Origin of the sequence: Nannocystis punicea, assembly GCF_026965555.1 — a bacterium.
Lineage (GTDB): Bacteria > Myxococcota_A > Polyangia > Nannocystales > Nannocystaceae > Nannocystis > Nannocystis punicea.
On the sequence record NZ_CP114040.1, the window covers coordinates 1,793,641 to 1,817,691 of the forward strand.

Consider the following 24,051-nt stretch of genomic DNA (forward strand, 5'->3'; position numbering starts at 1 on the left):
TTAGGACATGACGGACACGAATTCCCAGACAGCCTCCCAGCGGCAGACCGAGGTGCAGGACTCGCTACTCGACTCGCTGCTGTCGGAGACCAAGCTCGGCCCGACCGACGGCGAGGCCTATGAGCTGGTCCGCCGCGGTACGCGCAAGTTGATGGACGATCTCCTGCGCTCGAACGAGGTCACGCCGAAGATCGACAAGGGCCTCATCGACGAGATGATTGCCGACATCGACCGCCGCTTGACCGCGCAGGTCAACCAGGTCCTCCACCACCCGCAGGTCCGCCAGCTCGAGTCGTCGTGGCGCGGCCTCAAGTACCTGGTCGACCAGATCGACTTCCGCGAGAACGTCCGCCTCGAGATCGTCAACGCGACCAAGGAGGACCTCCGGGTCGACTTCGAGGACGCGCCCGACATCACCAAGTCGGGCCTCTACAACACGATCTACCGCAACAACTTCGGCGTGTTCGGCGGCAAGCCCTACGGGGTGATCTGCTCGACGTTCGACTTCGGCACCGGCACCGAGGACATCCAGCTGCTCAAGCAGTTCGCGGCCGTCGGCGCCATGTCGCACGCGCCGTTCCTCGGCAACGCCTCGCCGAAGATGTTCGGCGTGCAGTCGTTCACCGACCTGCCCAAGCTGAAGGACCTGCAGGCGCTGTTCGAGGGCCCGCAGTACGCCAAGTGGAACAGCCTGCGCGAGACCGAGGACGCCCGCTACCTCGGCATGTGCATGCCGCGCTTCATGCTGCGCGCGCCGTACGGCAAGCGCGAGAGCGAGCTGTCGGTCAAGGCCTTCGACTTCACCGAGGAGGTGATCGACCAGCACGACGCGTACCTGTGGGGCCCGGCGTCGCTGGCGATGGCCGCCAAGATCGCCGACAGCTTCGCCAAGTACCGCTGGTGCCCGAACATCATCGGCCCCCAGGGCGGCGGCGCGGTCTACAACCTGCCGCTCCACCAGTACGAGCAGGGCGGCGAGCTGAAGAGCAAGATCCCGACCGAGACTTCGCTCGACGACCGCCGCGAGTACGAGCTCGCCGAGCAGGGCTTCATCGGCATGGTGTTCCGCAAGGACTCCGACAACGCGGCGTTCTTCTCCGCCAACTCGATCCAGCGGCCCAAGGTGTTCGCCAAGACCGCCGAGGGTCTGGCCGCGCAGACCAACTACATGCTCGGGACGCGCCTCCCGTACATGTTCGTGATCACGCGCCTCGCCCACTACATGAAGGTCCTCCAGCGCGAGCAGATCGGCACGTGGAAGAGCCGCGCCGACCTCGACCGCGAGCTCAACACCTGGATCCGCCAGTACGTGTCGGACATGCCGGACCCGCCGGCCGCGACCCGCTCGCGCAAGCCGCTGCGCAAGGCCAAGGTGATCGTCGAGGAGGTCGAGGGGCAGGTCGGTTGGTACCGCTGCAACCTGGCCATCGAGCCGCACCTCAAGTTCGAGGGCGCCGAGTTCACCCTGTCGCTCGTCGGCAAGCTGGACAAGTCCTAGCCAGGTGACAGTCACTTCGTCACATCGGGTCGGCACCGTCGTCGCCGGCCGCTACCAGCTGCGCGAGTCCCTCGGAGGCGGGGGAGTCGGGCAGGTGTTCCGCGCCTGGGACACCCAGGGCCAGCGAGCCGTCGCGCTCAAGGTCCTGGAGGCCGGGCGCGCCGGCGACGACGCGCTCGACCGCTACGCCAAGTTGGTCGCCACTGCCGGTCGCGCCGGCCACTCCGGGCTCGTGCTGCCGCGCGGGCTCGGGCTGGCCTCGCGCAACCCGCCGATCGTGGTGATGGATTCGCTGACCGGCGACGACGTCGGCAAGCTGCGCGCGCGCCTCGGCCGGATGCCGTGGATGCGCGCGCTCGAGCTGTGCGGTCAGACGGCGGAGATCCTCCACGCGGTCTATTCGAGCACGCGGACAGCACACCGCGACCTCAAGCCGAGCAACATCTTCGTCACGGACCGCGGCGAGGTGCGCATCCTCGACTACGCGACCGCCGAGCTGGAGATCGTCTCGAGCGACAGCACGCGCGTCGACTCGGCGCTCGGCACCGTCGACTACCGCGCGCCCGAGCAGCTCGAGGGCCGGCCGACCGACGAGCGTACCGACGTGTTCTCGCTCGGGGTCGTGCTGTTCTCGCTGGTCAGCGGCCAGCTGCCGTTCCAGGGCCAGTCGTACTACGAGATCGCCCGCAAGATCCTGGGCGAGCCGCCGCCGAAGTTCGCCGATCTGGCGAGCGACGCCGGCGTGCCGGTCGGGGTCGAGGGCCTCATCCGTCGCGCGCTCGGCAAGCAGCCCGACGAGCGCTTCGCCGATCTCAAGGCGATGGCCGACGCGATCGCCCACGTGCGCCGCTTCCCCGGCGTCACTCCCGGCGCGCCGGTGACCGCCGCGGGGACGATGATCGAGGTCCGCGGCCAGACGCCGCGCCCGTCGGGCACCGTCACCGAGGAGGACGACGAGGACGACACGACGACCACGTTGATGCCGACCAAGCGGCCCGGCCGCACCGGCGCCAACCTGCTGCTGCAGAGGCCGAGCGTGCCGCAGAAGCAGGCGACGATGCCGCCGGCCGAGCGCACGGTCATCGCGCCGAGCATGTCCCCGAGGACAGGTACCACGGGGCCCAACAACAACCTCGCCACGCTGCGCCCGGTGAGCGCGACGGTGGTCGACCCGCAGGCGCCGGGGCGCACGATCGTGGCGCCGACCACCGGGGCCGGGCGCACCGTCGTGGCGCCGACCACCGGCGCGGGCGACGAGGCGCCGGTCGACCGCACGGTCGTGTTCCGCACCGACAGCCACCCGGCGGTCGGCAGCGGCGGCACGGTCGTGCTCGGGCAGGCCAAGTCGCCGCCGCCGAGCGAGTCGACGATGATCCTGCCCGACCCGTCGGCGCAGCGCGGCGAGTCGACGATGATCCTGTCCGACCAGGGCGGGGCGCCGGCGCGGCAGGACACGACGATGATCCTGCCCGACCCGAACATCCCGCAGGGCGAGACGACGATGGCGCTGCCCGACGCGGCCTCCGCGGTCTCGTCGCGCGCGCGCCCGGCAGAGGCCACCATGGCCCTCGACGGCGCGACCGCTGCGGCGGTGGCCAAGAAGCCGGCCGAGTGGTCGCTGCAGAAGACGCTCATCGTCGTCAACGTCGCCTGCGGCCTGCTCATCCTGATCGGCCTGCTGGTCATGCTGCTGGCCAGCTGAAGGAGAGGACGCGGTGGCCGACGGACCTGTCTTCAAGGTCATCTCACCGGACGGTGACGAGCGCCGGGTCGCCTTCAAGGGCCCGGAGATGCAGCTCGGCAGCAGCGTCGACTCCAGCCTCGTCCTCGGCGGCCACGGCGTGTCCGGCAAGCACTGCCGGATCTCCATGCGGGGCGACAAGCTCATCGTCACCGACCGCGGCTCGCGCAACGGCACCTATATCAACTCGCGCCGCTGCGTCGAGCCGACCGAGTTCGGCCCCGGCGACCGCCTCAGCGTCGGCGCCTACGTGCTCGAGATCTCCGACGACGACCGCGACCGGAAGCTCGAGCAGAAGCTGAAGTTCGAGCCGGTCGCGCTGGCCCGCGGCGAGGACGAGCAGCGGGCCGGGGAGCAGCGCCGGCTGGCCCGCTACGCCCGCGAGTGGGTCGACCACGGGCGGGCGCGCCGGCTGCTGCTGCACGGCCGCGACCTGGCGCTGGCAGAGGGCTGGATGGCCGTGCCGGCGCAGCGGGCCGAGGTCGAGGCCGAGCCGTTGCTGCGCGAGTTCGTCGGCGCGAGCATGCGGGCGCACATGATCCGCCGGGCCGTCGGGTTCACGACCGCGGGCGTGCTGCTCGGCGCGCTGATGATCTTCCTGTTCAAGCGCCCCGAGGCGACGCAGCCCGAGCCGACCGCGCCGCCGCCGTCGCCGGTCGAAGATCAGGTGGTCGAAAGGACAGGTCCTTCGGGACCGAGCGCGCGCGAGGAGTGGATCGAGCACCAGGTCAGCCCGGGCGAGACGTTCGAGGACATCGCCCGCTACTACGAGGTGTCGCCGGTGCTGCTGCAGCAGTGGAACGGCGGGGTGACGACGCTGGTGCCGGAGATGCAGCTCAAGGTCCGCACGACGCGTCCGCCGCGGCCGCCGCTGGTGCAGGAGTACTACACCGTCGGCGAGGGCGAGGACTGGCTGGCGGTGGCCAACCTGTACAGCACCAGCGTCGACAAGCTGCGCCAGTTCAACCCGAAGACGCCCGACCGGCTCAAGGGCGGCGAGGAGCTGACGCTGTGGATCGACGCCGGTCAGTTCGGGGCCAAGACGCCGAACCCCGACGACCTGCCGATCTTCATCGTCCCCTCGGGCGCGAGCTCGGTCGGCGGCGTGACCAGCGGGACGCTCGTCAATCCGGTCCAGCTGCTGCCGTCGCAGCTGGCCGACGTCCGCTGCGCCTCGCACGCCTACGCGACCAACCACACGCTGTCGCAACTGCTGCGCGGGATCTCCGAGTTCCGCGCCCAGGGCTTCACCATCATCAGGTCATGATCGCCGACCTCAGCCTCAAGGACGGCGGCGGCTACGGGCGTCACAAGTCCCATCAGTCAGGTCGCGACGCCGACATCTGGCTGCAGGTGAAGCGCAAGCGCTACCTCGACGGCTGCAAGAACTGCAGCACCACGAGCTGCCGGCCCGAGCCCGAGGAGGTCGACTGGCGCACGACGTGGCGGTTCATCCGCGCGCTGTACTCGACCGGGGCGATCCAGGAGATCTTCCTGTCGCACTGGCTGCAAGAGGAGCTGCACAAGGCGGCGGTCGCCGAGGGCGAGAGCCCGGCCGAGCTGAAGAAGCTGATCCAGTGGCCGCGGCCCAAGGGCACGCCCGCGCTGGTGATGCACTCCGACGGGCACATCCATCACATCCACGTCCGCTTCAAGTGCGACCCGACCGACACCGCGTGCAGCAACGCGAAGTGATCCGGCGCCGCGCCCGCGCAGCGCGGCCGCCGGGCGAGCCGCGGCGCGAGAAGTGACGCTCGCTACGGGCTCCGGCACGCGTCCCGGCGCGCGCGCGGCCGGGTGTTACGAGACGCGCATGAGCGAGAGAAACCCAAGGACGGCGATCGTGACCGGGGCGTCGCGGGGCATCGGCGCGGCGGTGGCGACGCGGCTGGCGGCCGACGGCTTTCAGGTGGTCCTCAACTACTCGAGCGACCCGACGCCGGCGGAGGCGCTCGCGCGCCAGCTCGAGCACGCGGGCCGCCGCGCGCTGCCGGTGAAGGCCGACGTCTCCGACCCGCAGGCGGTGCGCTACCTGTTCGACGCGGCCGAGGCGACCTTCGGCGGGACCGACGTGCTGATCAACAACGCCGGCGTGATGGCGATGACGAGCATCGCCGAGACCGACGACGCCACCTTCACCCGCCAGGTCGAGGTCAACCTCCGCGGCACCTTCAACACGCTGCGCGAGGCCAGCACGCGCCTGCGCGCCGGCGGCCGGATCGTCAACTTCTCGTCGAGCACCGTCGGCCTGCGCCAGCCGCTCTACGGCGTCTACGTCGCCACCAAGGCGGCCGTCGAGGCGCTCACCAGCGTGCTCGCCAAGGAGCTCCGCGGCCGATCGATCACAGTCAACGCGATCGCGCCCGGACCGACCGCCACCGACCTGTTCTTCCAGGGCAAGTCGCAGGAGATGATCGATCGCGCGACGCTGGCGACGCCGCTCGGGCGCCTCGGCCACCCCGAGGACATCGCCGCCGCGGTGGCCTTCCTCGTCGGCCCCGACGGCGGGTGGATCAACGGCCAGACGCTGCGCGCCAACGGCGGGCTCGTGTGAGCCCGCGAGCCCGAGCGACTACTTGCCCTCGCACAGCGGCTCGACCGGCTCGCCCGGGTAGAGCGAGCTCCACTCGTCGTCGCTGAAGTCGCGGCCGACGGTGCGGCAGGCCAGCGCGATCAGGAGGTCGTGCTTGAGCGGCCAGACGCGGAGCGCCCCGTCGGCGCCGCCGCTGACGAGGATGCGGCCGGTGCCGTCGACACGCATGGCGGTGACGGGGCCGGCGTGGCCGGTGAGGGGGATCGATCGCACGTCGCCGCCGCGGCTGAGGTCGTCGACGAGCCACAGGCGCAAGGTCTTGTCGGCGCTGGCGGACACCAGGAGCTCGCTGCCTGGCTCGAAGAACAGGGCGGTGATGGCCGTCTCGTGACCCTTGAGCGGCTTGCTCCGCTCGGTCATGTTCTTGAGGTCGGTCATGTTGATGACGCCGTCGTCGCTGCCGGTGGCCAGCCAGCGCTTGTCGGGGCTGAACGCTGCGGCGCGCACGCGCGAGTCGTGGGCCACCGCGGAGCGCTCGGGCATCTCGGCGGTCTTGCCCTTGTCGACGGTGCGGAGGATCGCGCGGGCGTCGTCGCTGGTCGAGACCAGGTAGTCGCCGCCGCCGCTGAAGGTCAGCGACAGCACCGACTTCTCGTGCTGGACGACCAACTGCTCGCCGCCGTTGCCGCTCATCGGCCCCAGATTGACGCGGTTGTCGGCCGTCGCGACCGCGAAGTACGGGCTGTTCGGCGAGAGCGCCAGCGCGGTGACCGAGCGGCCGAGCGCGACCTTGCGAGCCGGGCTCTCCTCGGGGCCATCCTGCTTCATCGGCCAGGTGTTGAGCGCGCCGGAGAAGTCGGCGCTGACCAGCCAGCGGTTGTCGGGGCTGAAGGCGACGTGGCTGATGAGGTCGTCGTGCTGGGCGCGCTCGATCGGCTTGGGCTCGCGCTCGCCGCCGCCGAGGCTGTAGACGAGCAGCTGGCGCTCGACGCCGACGGCCGCCCACATGCCGTCGGGGCTGACCGCCAGCGCCTGCGGGGCCTGCTCGAAGGTCCGCTCGAGGATCCGCCGCGGCGTGCCGCGGTTGTCGAGGCGCCAGGCGCGGAGGGCCTTGTCCTGGCCGAGCGAGGCCATGCGGCCGCCGTCGCTGCTGAGGCCGAGGCCGGTGATCGGGCCGCGGTGATCGCTGAGGACCGCGAGCGCGCCGCCGGCGTCGGCGTTCTGCAGCGGCCACAGGCGCAAGGTGCCGTCGGCCGAGGCGGACAGCAGCGAGTTGCCGTCGTAGCTCGGCAGCATCGACTCGATGGTGTCGACGTGCTCGTCGAACACGACCACCGGCTGGGCCGAGGTGTGGCGCTGAGCGGCGTCCCACACGTAGATCTTGTGGTCCTGGGCGGCGACTGCGATCCGCCGCCCGGTCGGGTCGGCCGCCAGCGCCTTGGGCTCGCTCTGCAGGCCGCGCAGACCGACGCGCAGCGGCTCGCTGCCCTCGCGCATCATCTGGTCGAGCTCCGTGACGATGACCTGCTTGTCCACTCCGAGAGACAGGACGGCCCGCGCGCCGGGGAGGAACGCCAGGTCGACGACCGTGCCGGTGTGGCTGGCGAGCGCGTCCTGCTGCGCGCGCGCGAGGGTGCGGACCCGCCAGCGCACGACCTGGCCGATGCTGTCGCCGACCACCACCTCGTCGCCCTCGCCGTTGACCGCGAAGGCGGTGGCGTCGCCGCCGATGGCGAGGGTGAGCTGCTTGCCCTTCTTGCGCCCGTCCTGCAGGTCGGTGGCGATCGCCTGCTTGCCGCCGAACGAGTACAGGCGGCTGCCGCCGTCGCGGAACACCAGCTGCTCGATGGCCCCGGTGTGCTGGCGCAGCTCGCCGAGCTTGGCGCCGGCGTCGGTGCCGCGCATGTCCCACACCGTGACGTTGCCGCGGCGGTCGCCGGTGGCGAAGAACCGGCCGTCCTCGCTGAAGGCGATCGCGGTGACGGGGTCTCGGTGGCTCTCGAGCTGCTTCGTCAGCTTGGGCGCGGTGCGCTGCGCGAGGTCCCACAGGTCGACGGTGCCCTTGGCTGTCCCGACGGCCAGCCAGCGCCCCTCGGGCCCGAGCGCCGCGACCTTGCCGGCGCCGCTGCTCGAGGGCAGCGTCTTCGGCTGGGTGGCGCCGGTGCGGTCGTAGAGGAGCACCGCGCCGGTGTCGTCGACGGTGACGACGTCGCGCTCGTCACGGCCGACGTCGGCGTTGCGGATCGGCGAGGCGCCGCGGCCGATGACGCGGCTGCGCTGGCGCGAGAGGGCGATCCGCAGCGCCCGCTCGGCGTCGGACTGGCGCGCGCACGGGCCGTCGGCGGCGCTGACGGCCCGCGTGCCGGCGAGGATCGCCAGCTCGAGGTCGGTCTGCTCGGCTGCCTTTTGGGCCAGGAGGTTGGCGCGCTGCACCGCCGGGTTGTCGGGCGTGCACTGGCCGGCGCCGGCCTCGCGACCGGCGAGGGCGTCCTTGAGCTCGAGGTCGTCGTGCAGCCCGTGCGCCGCCGCGTAGCCGCCGACCAGCGCGACCGTCAGCGCCGAGGCGCGCAGGCCGAGGTCGCGGATCCGGTGGCGACGATCGCCGCGGCTGGCGTAGATGAACTCGCGGTGCAGCTCGGTCGGCCGCGGCCGCAGCTTGCGATCGCTGGCCGCCCAGGCCAGGCCGCGCTTCAGCAGCGGGCCGTGCAGCAGCAGCCCCTCGGGCTTGCCGAGCTCGCGCCAGCGCCGGGCCAGCGGATCGATCTGGCTGCGGCACGACTCGTTCTCGTCGTTGACCGGCCCGGTCGGCTTGCCCTCGGGCTCGGGCGCGGCGGCCGGCTCGGGCTCGGGCTGGCGCAGGTTGACCTTGATGCTGCTGTCCGGAAGGCCAGCTTCGGGCTCGGGCGCCGGCCGCGGGGCCTTGGCCGCCGGCTTGGCCGGCTCCGGAGCGGGCCTGGCCTTCGGGGCAGGTTCGGGCGCGGCCGCCTTGGCCGGCTTGGGCGCGGCCGCCTTGGGCGGGCGCTGGACGGTCTGATCCTCGTCCGCGCCGCGCGGCTGGACGCGCGCGGTGCCGCGGCCGCCGCCCGCACCTGCCTCTCCGACCAGGTAGATCTTGACCTTGCCGACCTCGACCTCGTCGCCGGGCTTGATCGGGGTCTTGGCGGCGATCCGCTTGCCGTTGACCTTGGTGCCGTTGCGCGAGCCGAGATCCTCGACGTAGTGCTGGCCGCGCTCGTGGCTCAACCGGGCGTGCTGGCGCGAGGCGCCGTCCTCGAAGTTGAGCTGGAGATCGTGCTCGGCCTCGCGGCCGACGACGACCACGTCCTTGGCGAAGCGGAGCTCTTTGCGCGGCTGTCCCTCGCGTTCGACGGCGATATGAAGCATGAGCCGCCAGGAGGATATCACCGCGGGCCGGTCAGCCCGCGGGCGCGAAGGCACGCCGGCCGCGCGGGGACCCGCCCTTCGCGCGAACGCGGGGCCTCGCGCGCGATGTTGCTCTGCTATGTTTCCGCGCGTGCGCCGGCCGGGTCCGAGGAGTTCGCGCGAGGTCGCGGCGCTGCTGGCCGCGCGCTGTCGGGCGCTGCGTGACGCGCTGCGGGCAGCGGCCGCGCCGGGCTCGGGGCTGCGGGCGCTGGCGGACGAGTGGACGCTCGCGGCCTGCGGCGGCGAAGCCGAGTTCGCCGAGGCGCTGGCGCCGACGATCGCGTACGGGCTGTGGAGCGATCGACTGGCGCACCCCGAGGCGACGACGGAGGTCGCGGGCGCTTGCACGCGCCTGCGCGAGACGCCCGGTCCGCTGCTGCGCGCGCTGCGGGCGGCGATGCTGCACCGGGGGGAGATCGGCGCGGCGCTGGAAGAGCTCGAGGCGACGATCGCGGGGCTCGACGGGGACTCGCTGGCGGCGCTGCGCGAGGGCGAGGGGACGTACTTCTACGAGGAGTTCCTGGCGGCGTACGACGACCGCCTGCGGCGTGAGGCCGGGGCGTACTACACGCCCGCGGCGGTGGTGCACGCGCAAATCGTGGCAGTGCAGGAGCTGCTGGCGCGGGAGCTGGGGGCGCCGCTCGGGTTGGCGGCGCCCGAGGTGGTGATGATCGATCCGTCGTGCGGCACCGGAGTGTACCCGCTGGCGATCGTCGAAGATGCGCTGCGGCGGGTGCGGGAGGCGGGCGGGGATGTGGCGGCGGCCGCGAGCCGGCTCGGCGAGAATCTCACGGCCCACGAGGTGCTCGCTGGGCCGTTCGCGGCGGCGCACGCTCGCCTCACACGCGCGCTGCGGGCCGCGGGGGGGCGGTTGCCGACGTCAGGGGTGCGAGTGTTGCGGCGCGACACGCTGGCGCGGCCGGAAGGCGAGGAGGTCGAAGGGGGGATTCGCGTGTGCATCGGCAATCCGCCGTACGACCGCCGCGAGCTGGCGGAGAGCGACCGCGGCGGGTGGGTGCGCCACGGCGATCCGCAGCGCGGAGAGCGGGCGCTGCTGGCTGACTTCCTGCCCGACGCGGCGGTCGGCAAGCACGCCAAGAATGTTTATAACGCCTACGTCTATTTCTGGCGCTGGGCGCTGTGGTGGAGCTGCGAGCAGGCGGGGCCGGGGATCGTCTGCCTGATCACGCCGTCGAGCTATCTGCGCGGCCCGGGCTTCACCGCGATGCGACGCCACCTGCGCGCGGTGCTCGATGCGTTGTGGATCGTCGACCTCGGCGGCGACGCGCTCGGCCCGCGCCGCTCCGCCAATGTTTTTAAAAAGATTCGCACGCCGGTGTGTATCGCGGTGGGATTGCGACGCGGGGGGGTCGACCGATCGCGGCCGGCGGAAGTGCGGTACGTGCGGCTGCCGGATGGAGATAGCCGCGAGCAGAAGTTGCGGGCGCTCGGAGCGTTGAAATCACTGCAGGAGCTCGAGTGGTCGCGCGCGTCGAACGGATGGGAGGCGCCGTTCGTGCCGGGGGCGTCCGGGGACTATGGTGATTGGCCCCGACTGGTGGATCTGTTCCCCTGGCAGCACGCGGGGGCGCAGTGGAAGCGGACGTGGCCGATCGCGGAGACGCCCGAGCTGCTCGAGCGCCGCTGGCGTGAATTGTTGCGGGCGGACGATCGCGCGGCGGCGTTCCGCGAGACGGAGGCGTGGACGATCGCTCGGCCAGGGTTTGGCCTGCTCGATGGGGCTCCGCTGCCGGCGTTGGCGTCGCTGGAGGTCGATGCTCCGACGCCGCACATCGAGCGGATCGCCTGGCGCTCGCTGGACCGCCGCTACTGCCTGGCTGACGCGCGCCTCGGCGATCGGCTGCGGCCTGCGTTGTGGCGAGCGCACGGGCCGGGGCAAATTTATCTGACGACGCTGCTGTCGAGCGGGCTGTCGCGCGGACCGGCGCTGATGGCCTGCGCGGAGGTGCCCGACCTGCACCACTTCCGTGGGTCCTTCGGCGACAAGGGAGTGATCCCGCTGTGGCGCGATAGGAGAGGGAGCCAGGCGAATGTGACGGGCGGATTGTTGAATGTCCTTCAGGACATTTTCAATAGAGCAGTAACGCCGCACGAGCTGTTCGCGTACGTCTACGGGTGTCTGGCGCATCCGGGGTACGTCGAGGCGCTTGAGGAGGCGCTGGCGGAGCCGGGGCCGCGGGTGCCGATCACGCGGGATGAAAAATTGTTCGCGCGCTGTGGGGAGCTCGGGGCAGAGCTGCTGGGGTTGCACACGTATCGGGTAGGGGGGAGAAGTGGTGTAGCCCGCTGCGTGGCTCCTGTGCGCGAGATGCCGGAGAAGTTCTCGTACGCGGGCGAGGTGCTCACGGTCGGCGGAGGGAAATTCGCGCCGGTGTCCGCGGAGGTGTGGAGCTACGAGGTGTCCGGTTTAAAAGTGGTGCAGTCCTGGCTCGCGGGGCGGATGCTGCGGCCGCGCGGACGCACGTCGTCGCCGCTCGACGCGATACGGCCGGAGGCGTGGTCGGAGGCGCGGACGCAGGAGCTGCTCGAGCTGCTGTGGGTGCTCGAGCGCTCGCTCGAGCTGCATCGTGCGCAGGGTGAGGTTTTTGCCGAGATTGTCGCGGGGGCGGCAGTGTCCGCGAACGAGCTGCCGGCGCCCACTGCCGAGGAGCGGACTGAGCCGCGGGCGTAGGCCGAGGTTGTTCGTCTCGCCGCTTCTACTGATGAGGAGAGGTGAAGGCGACGAATCTCCGCATGTCCGGGAACGACCGCCGTGTGTCTTCCCAGATCGGCGACCAGGACGCCTCGGCGCCGCGGACCACGAGGGCGTCCGTTTGCGTCCACGTGGCCACCTCGTCACAGAAGGCGGTCAGGACGACTTCAAGCCACATCCCGTTCGGCGGACTCTGAGTGAACGGGACGATGCGCTCGAACAGGGCGCGCACGGAGGTGTTGGAGAACTGGAACCAGTCCGTCGAAGCCATGACGATCCACCGTTCGCCGGGCGCCAAGACGTGGACATGCTGGCAGCCGAGACTTAGCGCCTCGTCGACGAGCCCCGACGCCAGCTGGGGGGCGTCGCGGAAATACATGTTTGGCCTGGCGCGGATAATGGCGAGTGCGTCGTCGAGCACATGCATGGTATTAGCCCGGGGGAAGCTCGCTCAGTTCTGCACGCAGTAGAGGTGCTGCATGGAGTTGCAGTCCTCAACGGTTCCGGTATTCGCCCACATCGCGTCGGCGGCGTTCGGGTCTCCGACGCTCCCGGTGCCGGTATTCGAGTCCCAATTGTTGCAGTGCGAGACCGTGTCGAGCGAGAGGATCTTGCCGTCGGTCTTGGTGTTGGACCAGGCGGTCGCGTTCGCCGGAACCTGGTTGCCGGCCTCATCTCGGTTGATGGGATTCACCAATGTCCCCGAAATCAGACCCGCCCAATCTCGCGCGACGAGGACCGGCTCGGGTCCGGGGAGAATATACCAACCGGCGAAGGTCGTGTCCATGCGCGCCGCGGGCGATAGGCTGTCATCGCTGAGCCAGGCAGTCCATTCCCCGACCGGAAGATCGGCGGCTGCAACACCGCAGCGAGCGTCGGCACCGCTGAGCTTGTTCATGTCGCCTTTGTAGGTCTGAGAGGTGATGAAGATGTAGCGGTAGGGGATAATCTCGCAGGCGTTGCACAAGTCGTCGCCGTCGGGGGTGCCGTCGTCGCACTCTTCGGGGGCCTCGACGATCCCGTCGCCGCAGTATGGGCCAGGCTGGCAATCGGTCGTGCAGCCGTTGTAGGCGGCGTCGTCGTTTTCGCGGCCGTTGTCGCAGGCCTCGACGCCCTCGAGTACATGGCCGTCGCCGCAGGTTGCAGCTTCGCAGGAGGACAGGCACTCGTCGGTCTCCGTGTCGTTGCCGTCGTCGCAGGCTTCCATGCCGGCGTACACGATGCCGTCGCCGCAGAGCGCATTCTTGCAGGTGTTGGTGCAGGCGTCGGTGTTGTCGTCGTTGCCGTCGTCGCACTCGTCGCCGCCGTTGACCGTGCCGTCGCCGCAGGTCGCCGGGATGACCGTCTCGGTGCAGTTGTTCTCGCAGCCGTCCATCGGGACGTCGTTGCCGTCGTCACATTCTTCGCCCACGTTCACCATACCGTTCCCGCACAGTTCGCCGGGCGTGAAGGCGCAGTCAGCTTCGCAGCCGTCGCCCGGGGTGGCGTTGCCGTCGTCGCACTGCTCGCCGGGCTCGATCACGCCGTTGCCGCAGGCCGGCTTGTCGCCGGTGCTTATCGTCGTGGTCACCGTGGGGTCGGTCGTGTCGTATCCCGTGGTCGTATCCGGCAGGGGCGGAGTGCCTTCGGGGGTATAGAAGCAGCCGTGCGCGGCGAAGAAAGCGAGAAGTGCCAAGGGGCGAGAGGACATAGGTCTCCTGGGGCCTGCGATAGGCGCAGTCCCGAGCGGCGGAAGCTCCTGGGAGGTCCTGGCCGGACCGCCTGAGCTCAGTTTTGGACGCAATAGAGGTGCTGCATGGAGCTGCAGTCGACGAGGGCCGCGTTATTCGCCCACGTCGCATCGGCGGCGTTCGGGTTGCCGACGCTTCCGGTCCCGGCGTTCGAGTCCCAATTGCCGCAGTGCGAGGCCGTGTCGAGCGAGAGGATGAAGCCGTCGGTCTTGGTGTTGGTCCAGGCCAGGGCGTCTGCAGCGATGGGGTTGCCCGACTCATCGCGGTTGATTGCGTTTTTCAGCATTCCTGATGTCAGGCCAGCCCAATCGCGCGCCACGAGGACCGGTTCAGGGCCGGGGAGGACGTACCAACCGACGAACGCGGTATCCATCCGTGCAGAGGCGCCCTGGTTGTTGTCGCTGAGCCATGCCGCCCATTTCGGGGTGTCATCGGGAAGACTGGCGTTGTCGGCCGCCGAAGTGCACTTGATATCCGCGCCGCTAAGCTTGTTGAGGTCGCCCTTGTAGGCTTGCGAGGTGACGAAGATGTACCGGAAGGGGACGTTCTTGCAGGCGTTGCAGAGGTCGTCTTCGTCAGGAAGGCCGTTGTCGCATTCTTCCTCGGGGGCCTGGACAACTTCGTCTCCGCACCGAGGGCCGAATTTGCACTGCTCGGTGCAGCCATTGTAGGCGGTATCGTCGTTTTCGGCACCCTTATCGCATTCCTCCACGCCCTCGTGCACCATGCCGTCTCCGCAGGTTGCAGCGATGCAGGAGGAAAGGCAGTCGTCGGTCTCGACGTCGTTGCCGTCGTCGCAGGCTTCCATGCCGTCGTGCACGAGGCCGTCGCCGCAGAAGGCGTTCTTGCAGGTGTTGGTGCAGGCGTTGGTGTTGTCCTTGTCGCCGTCGTCGCACTCCTCTCCTTCATTAGGCACGCCGTCGCCGCAAGAGGCCGGGATTTTCGTCTCGGTGCAGTTGTTCTCGCAGCCATCCATCGGGATGTCGTTGCCGTCGTCGCACTCCTCGCCCTCGTCCACCATTTCGTTGCCGCACAGTTCGCCCGGCGTGGTGGTGCAGTCGGCCTCGCAGCCGTCGCCCGGGGTGGCGTTTCCGTCGTCGCACTGCTCGTTGGGTTCTTGGACGCCGTTGCCGCAGGCCGGCTTGTCGCCGGTGGTCATCGTCGTGGTGACCGTCGGGTCCGGGCCCGTGGTGGGTCCGTTGGTGGTCTCGGTGTCGGTGCCGCTGAGGTCGAACTGAGTGAGATCCTTCAGACAGCCGGCGGTGAGAAGGGCGAGGACGACGAGCGAGGAGCGGGCGAGCATGGCGGTGCGCTTGTGGACATGGTCGACGCTGGCGCCGCGGAGTGCAAGGGTGCGCCGGGGCGCGCAGGTAGATCTCGCGGAACGACGATCTCGACGACACGAAATCCCGGGAAGGTTCCGCCACGACGCCAGCGCCGGCCCGTCGCGCCTGGCGGGGCGAGCCGCAGGCATTGTTGCGGGACGCGCGGAGCGGCCGCCGGGAGTGGTCGCGCCGTACGGCAGGTCCTTCTCGAGCCTGAGGCGGGTGGCCGCGCGGATCCCGGCGCGCTCGTCGAGCCAGCCGAGCGGCGCCGTGGAGAGAGGTGCACTGCTGCACGCTTCGGTGGCGGCGTGAAGGCGTGCGAGGGGCTGATGGGCCGCGGGAGCCTCGGGCGCCGCAGGAATTGCTCGCGCTCCGCCGAGACGGGACTGCGAGGCGCGCAAACATCGGGCGAAGAGCCGGGCTGCGGGAAGACGAAGCCCGAGCCTCGGAGGAGCACGCCGCGCGCACGGCAGGTCGGAGCCGAGGTCGCGGACGCAGGAAGGTGGCACACGAAGGCCGCAGCTCCCACAATTTTTGATCAGGGCGAGCTCCTCGAGGTCGACCCGCGGAGCATTCCTGCGGAGTCGAGAGACACACCGGCGCACGACGGCCGCGAGGCTCGTGTGTCGCGATTGCAAGGCTAGCGAGACGAACTCGCCGCCGCGGCGGAGAACGCGTAAGACTTCGAGGGCTCGAGGAGCGGACGGGGCCGCAGAGCGCGGTGGCGAGGGCCCTCCGCGAAACGGATGCGCGCGGGCGAGCCTGGCCGTTGAAGCAGGTACGGCGCGATCGGGCGCAATCGCTGCTGCGCTTCGCTTGGCCCGCGGGCCGGTGAGGCTTATACTCGCGGCCCGGCCGGGGAACGAGGGCGCATGCTGATCGTGCAAGGTGTCGCGCTGGCGATGGCGATGGTGACTGCGGACGCGCCAGCGGCGTCGGCTTCGTCGAAGGAACAGCGGGTCGCAGCGGCGTACCAGCAGTTCGAGAAGCAGCGGCACGTCGAGGCGGCGCTCGAGTTCGAGGCGCTGTGGCGCGACTTCAAGGAGCCGCGGTTCTTGTTCAACGCGGCGGTGACCCGCTACACGGCCCGCCACTATGCCCATGCGGTGGCGTACCTCAACGAGTACCTGGCGCTGGCCGAGGTGAAGGGGGCCGACCGCGACGAGGCGAAGGCGCAGCTCGAGGTCGCGCGCCGCGAGGTGTCGAGCGTGCAGGTCAAGGTCCAGGCCGAAGGGGTCGCGGGCGCGCCGACGGTGACTGCGCGATGGGTCAGCGAGCTGGCGTCCGACCTGCGGCCGAACCTGCCGGTGCCGGTGTCGCCCAGCGGGGCGGCGCAGAGCGGGGTGATCCAGCTCGACCCGGGGACGTGGGTGATTCGCGCGGAGGCGGCCGGGGCCGAGCCCGCCGAGGTCCAGGTGAAGGTGGTCGCCGGGGCGCCGCTGACGGCCGAGCTGGCGCTGAAGCCACTGCCCAAAGAGACAGGTCCCGTGGGACAGGCGCCGCAGGACACCGAAAAGAAGTTCGACGGGCGCAAGATCGGCCTGGCGACGATCGGGGTCGGCGCCGGGCTGGCGATCGTCGGCGGGGTCATCACCGGGGTGGCGCAGGGCAAGGAGTTCGGACCGGCGCTCAAGGCCGAGGCGACCGAGTGCGCGTACGGGCCGCCGCTGCAGAGCTGCTCGGCGGAGCTGCGCGCCGGGGCGACGCTGCGTGCGGCCGGCACGGGGGTGCTCGGCGCAGGTGTCGGCCTGATCGCCAGCGGCGCGGTGTGGTACGCCCGCACCGAGCGGGCGCGCAAGATCGCCTGGTACGTCGAGACCGGCGTCGGCGCGGCTGCTGTGATCGGCGGGATCGTCGGGCTGGTCCTCACCGCGAACAGCTTCAATGACGTCAACGGGACGCTGCCTGCTCCCAAGTGGGCCGAGCTGCAAGACGGGGTGAAGGGGCCGGCGACCATGTTTTCGGTGTCCTCGGCGGCCGCGGGGCTCGGCGCGGGGCTGGTGGCCGGGTCGGCCCTCGGGCTCGGGCTGTCGCGCGGGCGCACGTCGCAGTACGCGAAGGCGCTGCGGATTGGCGGCGGGCCGGGCCGCGGGGCGCTCGGGCTGACGCTCAGCGGGCGGTTCTGAGGCGCAGACGGGCGATGTGTCCTTGAGGACATGTCGCGCGTCTTGCCATGCGTCGAGCCAGGACGCTCGGGCCGATGCTCAGCGGGCGCTTCTGAGGCGCAGGCGGGCGACGTGTCCTCGATATGCTACGCGTCGTGGCATGTGACGGGCCAGGGCGCTGGCGCTCAGCAGGCGCTTCGGATGCGGGGGTAGTGATGTGTCCTCAGGGACATATCGAGCGAGGACGGGCCGCGGCTCCGTGGTGCGACGCGCTGATGCGCTCGGCGGGCGTATCGAGTCGCGGCGGCGACGTGCCCTCGAGGGTACGTCGCGCGACGCGTCGCACTGACGCCGAGTCTCTTATTGCGCATGTCCCACAGGACATGCTCGAGGGGCCAGCCGCTACTTGAGGCCCTTGGCCTGGCAGGTGTGGCGGTCGCTGGCGTCGAGCTTGCAGACGAGGGGGGCGTCGCAGGGGCAGTCCTGGCAGCAGGTCTGGCTGCTCTCGCCGCGGGCGGGCTCGCAGACGCCGTTGCCGCAGGTCTTGGGGCCCTGGGGCTTCTCGATCTTGGGGGTGACGGGGGCGCCCTTGAGGCGGGAGCAGCGGCCATCGCCGGCGCGGAACTGTCCCGGAGGACAGGCCTCGGGGGTCGGCTCGACGGGCGGGAGCACCGGGGTCTCGACGGTGGGGCCGCGCTTCTTGAGCTCGCCGCAGTCCTCGGGGCTGTGGTGGGCGGCCGTGTTCTCCTTGCCCTCGCAGCGGCCGTTGCCGGGCCAGGGCTTCTTACACCAGGCGTCGGGCGAGTCGTCGGACAGCTCGGCGTGCAGCTGGTCGAGGTGGCGCTCGAGATCCTCGAAGTCGGCCTCGGTGAGCTGCTCGAACTTGGCCCAGCGGACGCGGCGGTTGCAGTCGAGGACGAAGGTGACGGGCAGGTTGCCGCGGAACAGCTGGCGCTGCTCCTCGCTCTCCAGCACCTTGACGAACAGCTCGTCGTAGCTGCGGTCGGCCAGCTTGACGGCCGCGGGCGGCATGACGTCGGCGAAGTCCGAGTACGACTTGCGCGGGTCGGTGTTGTCCTTGAGCTGGACGGGGACGAACTTGACGGCGTCGCTCCAGAGCTCGGCCTTGCGCGCGAACATGGCCTTGAAGTCAGGCATCTCGGCCTTGCACGGGCCGCACCAGGTCGCCCACAGGTTGACGACGTGGACCGCCTGCGACGGCAGGACCTCCTGCGCGCCGAAGCGGACCTCGACGGGCGGCTTGGTGGCGTCGCGGATCGCCTCGAGCTTCACCAGCATGGCCGGCGAGATCTGGGTCCCGAACTTGCCGACGTAGCCGCTGCGCGGCTGGTCCTGCGGCGGCGCGACCTCCTCGGGGTCGACGATCAGCGCGGTCTTGGTCTCGAGCACCCGCGTGGTGTCGACGCAGCCCTGCTTCTCGCGCTGCAGCACGCGCGCGAGCTGGCGCCGGACTTCGCCCTCCTTGAGCCAGATCAGCATGGCGACGCCGCAGGCGAGCGTCGTGAGCATGACGTTGACGACCGCCCAGCGGACGTACAGCCGCGCCTTGGCCCGCGCGGGGTCCGTGTCCTTGAGGTCGAGGCGGGTCGGCTCGGACATGGTCTTTCGGTCAGGTCTTGGGGGCGTTGACCGGTTGGTTGACCGGTTGATTGACCGGCATGTTGACGGGCTGCGGCGGGGGAGCGCCCGTCGGCGGGGCGGCCAGGGCCTCGTGGCAGCACGGGCAGGCCTGCAGCTTGCTCTGCAGCAGGTCGCGGGTCTTGCCGACGCGGAGCATGAGCATGACGGCGACCAGCAGGCTGACGCCGGCGATGAAGGTCGTCAGGATGGCGACCAGCTTGTAGGCGAGCAGGGGCGGCGTCGGGGCGCTGGACATGGCGGGGGCTCAGCCGGCGGACTCGTCGAGGATGGTCTTGGGCGGCTTGTACTCGGTGCCGTCGCAGGGGATCGGGACGACCAGGACGACGCGGTTGATGGCGTTGAACAGCTCGGTCCAGTCGCGCGAGCTCTGGTCCTTGAGGTCGATGGCGCCGTCGAGGAGGCTCTGCATGCGCTTCTGGTTGGTCTCGTCCCACGCGACCACCGGCGACGGGGTCTTGTCGCCCGGGTTGTCCTGGACGTCGAGGTAGCTCTTCTTGAACCGCTCGGGGTTCAGCGGCTTGGCGTCGCGCATGGCGAACGGCTGGATCGGGATCTGCTTGCGCTCGGTCTCCGCCAGGCCCTCGTTGACGATCTCGCCGATGATCTGGGTGACCATGTCCATGCGCCGCACCGCGAGGTCGTGGTTCTCCTGGCGGTCGCCGTCGGGCGAGGCGCGGCCGATCACGAACACCTGCTTGGCCCGCGACAGCTGCTCCTTGAAGCGGCGGATCTGCTGCTTGTAGTGCTCGCGCACCGTCTTGGTCGGCCAGTTGGTGCCCTTCTTCGGCAGGCCGGTCGGGTAGTGGACGGAGAAGCGGCCGGGGAAGGCGGCGAGGATCAGGTCGAACTGCGGGTCGTCAATCGCCAGCTGCTCCCAGTCGGACGGGGTGCACGAGCGGGTCGAGACCAGGTCGCCGAGGCTCTTGTCGCGGCTGGCGCACTTGTTCTGCAGGTTGCGGACGGCCTTGGCCAGCTCCTCGTTGCGGGCGCACTCGAGCGGGGCCCGCTCGAGCTTGCTGGGGTCCTGGCAGCGCATCTGGTGGCACACGAGCGGCATCTCGCAGTCGCAGTCGCGGCAGCTGTCGCCCTCGCCGCAGATCGCCAGGTCGTCGATCGGGGCGCACTTGTCACCCATGCAGTACTGCCCGGGCGGGCACTTGGCCGAGCCTTCGGGCGTGCTGGCGTCGCAGTCGGCCGCGGGCGCGACCGCGGTCGGCTGGCCCGCCTCGCCGCTGGCCTGGGCGAGCAGCGGGTCCTCGGTGCGGAAGATCGCCACGTAGGCGATGAGCAGCACCATGAGGGCCATGAAGCCGGTCAGCACCAGCAGGAGCTTGGTCGTCGTGTCGAACTCGGAGGCCATGAGTGCCGGCTCGGATCAGGGCGTCTTCACCACCACGCCGCGGACGATGTTGATGATCGCGCGGGGGGTGTAGTCGGACTGCAGGTGGTTGACGGTGTCGAGGCGCGGGGCGCCGTTCTCGATCGGGAACACGTAGCCGGTCGGGACCTTGTAGTCCTGGTCGACGGCGTACTTCTGGTGCGCGGTGATCCGCGTGGGCGCGTCCTTGTCGTTGTTGATGCAGTGAAACAGCTCGTTGTCCTTGTCGTCCGGGTCGATCTCGAGGCCGATGTCGACGGCCTTGTTGGCGACCCGCTCCGGGCTGAACAAGGGGCCGCCGCTCGGGTCCGGATCGGCCTGCAGCGCGAACAGGCCGGCGATCATGTCGAAGCCGGCGCCGGGCCGCAGCTTCTCGACGCACTCGGCGGCCTTGGCCGCGAGGCAGGCGCCGCCGTTGAAGGCGTCGGGGTGGTGCTTGGGGTAGCCGGCCGGGAAGGCCTCGGTGTCGCAGGCGGCGCGCGGGGTGTGGAACACGTAGACCCGCGTCGGCACGTCGAGGTCCTTGCTGCGGATCGCCCGGCCGACGTTGCGGAACTCGTTGGAGCAGTGCGGGCAGCTGAGGTCGAGGAACAGGGCGATGCCGACCTTGGGATCGGCCGCGCCGGTGACGATCGTGGTGGTCGGCAGGGCGGTGGTCGGGGCGACGCAGCCGGTCTGGGCGTCGACGAACCGGCGCGTGGTCTGGAAGCCGACCGACTGCACGCCGAGGCCGACGACGAACACGACGCCGGCGACGAACACCGCGTCGAGCAGGTCGGCCTGGCGCCGCGTGGTCAGGCGCTTCCACAGGTTGCGCGGGGCGCCGTGGACGGCGAACAGGGCGCACATCAGCAGCAGGGCGCTGATGACGTAGAGCGACAGGCAGTACGGGCAGGGGGCCTTGAGGATCAGGAAGGCGTAGGAGCCGTAGACGGCGCTGACGGCGATGTCGAACAGCGCCAGGCCGAGCAGCAGCGGGCGGGCCGCGCCGCGCAGGAAGTCGGAGCGCATGAACAGGCCGCCGGCGATCACCGCGACGACCAGGTAGAACGCCGAGCCCCACAGCGAGATCGGCAGGCCCATGAGGGTCGACCAGCTGCTCTGCAGCGCGTCCTCGCACGACATGCCGCCGATCGCACAGGCGCCCTTGGTCGAGGCGCACGGCGTGTAGGTCATGCGGAACTTGAGCACCGTGAGGTACGCGCCGACGCCGATGCCGAGCAGGCTGAGCAGCAGCGCCGCGCCGGCGCCGAAGCGCGCGATCGCGGGGGGCTTGTCTTGAGATGTCGTGGAGGACATGTCCCGAAGACCTCTAGGGGGTGGGGGTCGACAGCGGCAGCTTCTCGAAGGTCGCCTTGCCGTTCGTGTAGGTGTATCCGAAGGCGCCGCCGCGCGGGCTGGAGTCGAACGGGAACTGCTCGAACAGGCCGCGCACGCACTTCCGCACCGCGGCGTTGCTCGAGATGACCTTGATCTTGTGCGGCGGCATGCCCGACTTGCGGACCTCGATGGTGAACTTCAGCTTGGCCGCGCTCTGGCCGGCCTCGTCGAGGCAGGTCTGGAGGAACTTGTGCTGGTCGCGCAGCTCCTTCTCGGCGCTGCGGTAGCCGAAGTCGGGGTCGGGCACGCCGGCGTTCGCCGGGGCCGGCTCGGGCGGCTTGCTGTCCTGAGGGACAGGCGGGGTCTCGACCTTGGTCGGCTCGGGCGGCGTGGCCTCGACCTTGGTCGGCTCCGGCGGCGGGGCCTCGACCTTGGTGTCGGCGACCGGCGGCGGGGTCTCGACCTTGGTGTCCTCGGGGACAGTCGGGGCCTCGACCTTCATCGCCTGGGCGACGGGGGGCGTGCTGTCCGAAGGGACAGGCGGCGGCTCGACCGGCGGCGGGTTGACGACCGGCGGCTCCTCGGGCTTGACGGGCTCGGGCTCGGGCAGGTCGTCGGCGGCGGCAGCAGCGGCGGCAGCGGCGACGGCGTCGTTCGGACCCGGGGCCGGGGCGGCGAGCCATGAGGCGAGGCCGAACACCAGCGCGAGCGACAGCAGGGTGCCGCCGCGGGCGACGACGTCCTTGCGGGTGATCGGGCGCGGCGCGTCGGTGTCGAACTGCGACGAGCGCGAGATCTCGTCGCGCACGACCGGCTCGCTCGAGTGGGTGGCCGACTCGGCGTCCTCGAGGGTCGGCGTGCCGAGCGGGGTGGCGCCGGGCCGCGGCGTGCCCTGCGGCGTCGGGTTCGGCGCGGGCGTGCCGATCGGCGTGGTCCCCGGCCGCGAGCGCTCGGGGATCGCCATCAGGAACGGCTGGCTCATGTGCCGCACGATCGGCGCGCCGACCACGGCCTCGAACGACTCGAGCAGCGCCTGGCCGAACTCGTCGGCGCTCTGGAAGCGCTTGTCCGGGTCCTTCTCCAGCGTCTTCAGCAGGATCTGGTCGGCGATCTTCGGGATGTTACGGTCGGGCGCCCGCTGGCTCGGCGACTCGGGCGCGGTGTGCTTTTGGTGGTAGAGCAGGTCGAGGACGTTCTTGCTCGAGAACGGCGGCGTGCCGGTGATGAGCTTGTAGAGCGTCGCGCCCACGGCGTAGATGTCGGAGCGGGCGTCGGGGGTCGCGTTGGTGGCGATCAGCTCCGGCGCCATGTACTCCGGCGTGCCGAGCAGCACGCCGTCCTGCGTCAGCTCCTGGCCGCTGTTGGTGTCCTTGGCGATGCCGAAGTCGATGAGCTTGATGTGATCGGGGTTGCGATCGAGGGTGACGCGGAAGCAGTTCTGCGGCTTGATGTCGCGGTGGTAGGTGCCCTTGGCGTGGGCCGAGCTCAGGCCGCTGCAGATCTGGATGGCCATGTTGGCCAGGCGGTGCCACGGCAGCGGGCCCTCGCGCTGGAGCATGTGATCGAGGTCCTCGCCCTCGAGGTACTCCATGACGATGTACACCTGCCCCGACGGGGTCTGGCCGACGTCGTACGCGCGCACGACGTGGTTGCTCGAGATGTCCATCATGGCCCGCGCCTCGGCGAGGCAGCGCTGCTGCATGTCGGCCTTGCCCGACAGCCGCGGGTCGAGCAGCTTGATCGCCAGCTTGCCGCCGGTGCGCGCGTGTGTGCCGCGGTACACCGTCGACATGCCACCTGACCCAAGGGGCTGCTCGAGCTTGTAGCGGCCGTCGATCACCGAGCCGGGCCCGATCGGCGCCGGCGGCTGCTTGGCGGGGGCGGGCCGCGCCGGCGCTGCGCCGCTGCCCGTCGTTCCAGTGACAGGTCGCGGCGTGCTGCCGGTCGGCGAGGCGGTGCCGGGCCGCGTCGGCGTGCTGCCTGCGGGAGAGGCGGTGCCGGGCCGCGTCGGCGTGCTGCCTGCGGGCGCGGCGGTGCCGGGCCGCGTCGGCGTGACGCCGGGCAAGGACGATGTTCCAGGCCGCGTCGGCGTGCGCGCGGGCGGCTTGCCGGGGGTCGCCTTGGCCGGGGCCGGAGCGCCGGAGAGCGAGGCCGGCTGCTTGCTGGGCGCCCTCATCTCGCCGGTGCTGGCGGTGGCGGCGGGACGTGGCCGCGGCGCCGGTTTGGCAGGCGGCCTGGGATCGTTGGGCGGCATATCAGGGGTCTCATCTTACAGGACACTGAGGCGCGACGGCGACAACGCGGCGATTACTTGTGTGCGCCGCGCCGGCAAGATGTCCGAAGGGCCATGCCGCGCGGCGCGATCACGCCCGCGTGAACGATCGCGACAGCGAGCGCGATCGCGCGAGTAAACCTGTCCATTAAGACATATCAACGTTGCTCGCGGCGATCTGCCGCACAACGGACGGGGACGCGCGGGAACTGGTGGGGGCCGGCCCGAGGGCCGGTTCGCGCGCGTGGGGACGTGGTCCTCCGCGAGGCCGCGCGCCGCGAAGATTTCGCGGCGAGATCCCGGCGTCGCGGCGACATCGCGCGGTCGCGGGTGCGCGGGCGGCGACTGGTG

The 24,051-nt window shown here is 70.7% G+C and carries 16 protein-coding genes; 7 read left to right on the top strand and 9 right to left on the bottom strand.

Annotated elements, in window-relative coordinates; translation table 11 throughout:
- Window positions 1–7: 7 nt before the first annotated feature.
- The 5 genes from tssC to O0S08_RS06995 all read left to right on the top strand — a co-directional run bounded on the left by tssC (window position 8) and on the right by O0S08_RS06995 (window position 5,793).
- Window positions 8–1,498, top strand: coding sequence for a type VI secretion system contractile sheath large subunit (tssC, locus tag O0S08_RS06975; protein WP_269038233.1), 1,491 nt, complete (start codon window positions 8–10; stop codon window positions 1,496–1,498).
- A gap of 4 nt (window positions 1,499–1,502) precedes the next feature.
- Complete coding sequence (locus tag O0S08_RS06980) at window positions 1,503–3,200, top strand: serine/threonine protein kinase (RefSeq protein WP_269038234.1); 1,698 nt, start codon at window positions 1,503–1,505, stop codon at window positions 3,198–3,200.
- Window positions 3,201–3,213: 13 nt separating this feature from the next.
- The gene (locus O0S08_RS06985) at window positions 3,214–4,506 is read left to right on the top strand and encodes an FHA domain-containing protein (RefSeq protein WP_269038235.1); all 1,293 of its coding nucleotides are present in this window, start codon (window positions 3,214–3,216) and stop codon (window positions 4,504–4,506) included.
- Window positions 4,503–4,934, top strand: a complete 432-nt coding sequence (locus O0S08_RS06990; protein WP_269038236.1) for a penicillin-insensitive murein endopeptidase — start codon at window positions 4,503–4,505, stop codon at window positions 4,932–4,934. Before O0S08_RS06985 ends, O0S08_RS06990 begins: the two co-directional genes overlap by 4 nt.
- Window positions 4,935–5,052: 118 nt before the next feature.
- Window positions 5,053–5,793, top strand: a complete 741-nt coding sequence (locus O0S08_RS06995) for an SDR family oxidoreductase (protein ID WP_269038237.1) — start codon at window positions 5,053–5,055, stop codon at window positions 5,791–5,793.
- An 18-nt stretch (window positions 5,794–5,811) separates the two neighbouring features.
- On the opposite strand, the gene O0S08_RS07000 is transcribed toward O0S08_RS06995, so the two are convergent.
- On the bottom strand, window positions 5,812–9,156 hold the full coding sequence (locus O0S08_RS07000) for an FHA domain-containing protein (RefSeq protein ID WP_269038238.1): 3,345 nt from the start codon (window positions 9,154–9,156) through the stop codon (window positions 5,812–5,814).
- A 118-nt stretch (window positions 9,157–9,274) separates the two neighbouring features.
- Between O0S08_RS07000 and O0S08_RS07005 the strand changes: the two genes are divergently transcribed.
- On the top strand, window positions 9,275–11,887 hold the full coding sequence (locus O0S08_RS07005; RefSeq protein ID WP_269038239.1) for a type ISP restriction/modification enzyme: 2,613 nt from the start codon (window positions 9,275–9,277) through the stop codon (window positions 11,885–11,887).
- 25 nt (window positions 11,888–11,912) lie between these two features.
- On the opposite strand, the gene O0S08_RS07010 is transcribed toward O0S08_RS07005, so the two are convergent.
- The 3 genes from O0S08_RS07010 to O0S08_RS07020 form a co-directional block, all read right to left on the bottom strand.
- A complete protein-coding gene (locus O0S08_RS07010) occupies window positions 11,913–12,329 on the bottom strand; it encodes a hypothetical protein (protein ID WP_269038240.1) in 417 nt (138 codons plus the stop codon).
- Window positions 12,330–12,359: 30 nt separating this feature from the next.
- A complete protein-coding gene (locus O0S08_RS07015) occupies window positions 12,360–13,583 on the bottom strand; it encodes a DUF4215 domain-containing protein (RefSeq protein ID WP_269038241.1) in 1,224 nt (407 codons plus the stop codon).
- A gap of 92 nt (window positions 13,584–13,675) precedes the next feature.
- Entirely contained in the window at window positions 13,676–14,941 is a 1,266-nt protein-coding gene (locus O0S08_RS07020) for a DUF4215 domain-containing protein (RefSeq protein WP_269038242.1), read from the bottom strand.
- 894 nt (window positions 14,942–15,835) lie between these two features.
- Here O0S08_RS07020 and O0S08_RS07025 point away from each other — a divergent pair.
- Window positions 15,836–17,089 (top strand): hypothetical protein, encoded by a 1,254-nt coding sequence (locus O0S08_RS07025; protein WP_269038243.1) that lies wholly within the window; start codon window positions 15,836–15,838, stop codon window positions 17,087–17,089.
- 381 nt (window positions 17,090–17,470) lie between these two features.
- Here O0S08_RS07025 and O0S08_RS07030 read toward each other — a convergent pair whose 3' ends face one another.
- The 5 genes from O0S08_RS07030 to O0S08_RS07050 are packed head-to-tail and all read right to left on the bottom strand — an operon-like array spanning window position 17,471 to window position 23,604.
- Entirely contained in the window at window positions 17,471–18,688 is a 1,218-nt protein-coding gene (locus tag O0S08_RS07030) for a TlpA family protein disulfide reductase (RefSeq protein ID WP_269038244.1), read from the bottom strand.
- 10 nt (window positions 18,689–18,698) lie between these two features.
- Window positions 18,699–18,965, bottom strand: coding sequence for a hypothetical protein (locus O0S08_RS07035; RefSeq protein ID WP_269038245.1), 267 nt, complete (start codon window positions 18,963–18,965; stop codon window positions 18,699–18,701).
- A gap of 9 nt (window positions 18,966–18,974) precedes the next feature.
- Window positions 18,975–20,090, bottom strand: a complete 1,116-nt coding sequence (locus tag O0S08_RS07040) for a hypothetical protein (protein WP_269038246.1) — start codon at window positions 20,088–20,090, stop codon at window positions 18,975–18,977.
- A gap of 15 nt (window positions 20,091–20,105) precedes the next feature.
- Entirely contained in the window at window positions 20,106–21,407 is a 1,302-nt protein-coding gene (locus tag O0S08_RS07045; RefSeq protein WP_269038247.1) for a vitamin K epoxide reductase family protein, read from the bottom strand.
- 13 nt (window positions 21,408–21,420) lie between these two features.
- On the bottom strand, window positions 21,421–23,604 hold the full coding sequence (locus O0S08_RS07050) for a serine/threonine-protein kinase (RefSeq protein WP_269038248.1): 2,184 nt from the start codon (window positions 23,602–23,604) through the stop codon (window positions 21,421–21,423).
- Window positions 23,605–24,051 lie beyond the last annotated feature (447 nt).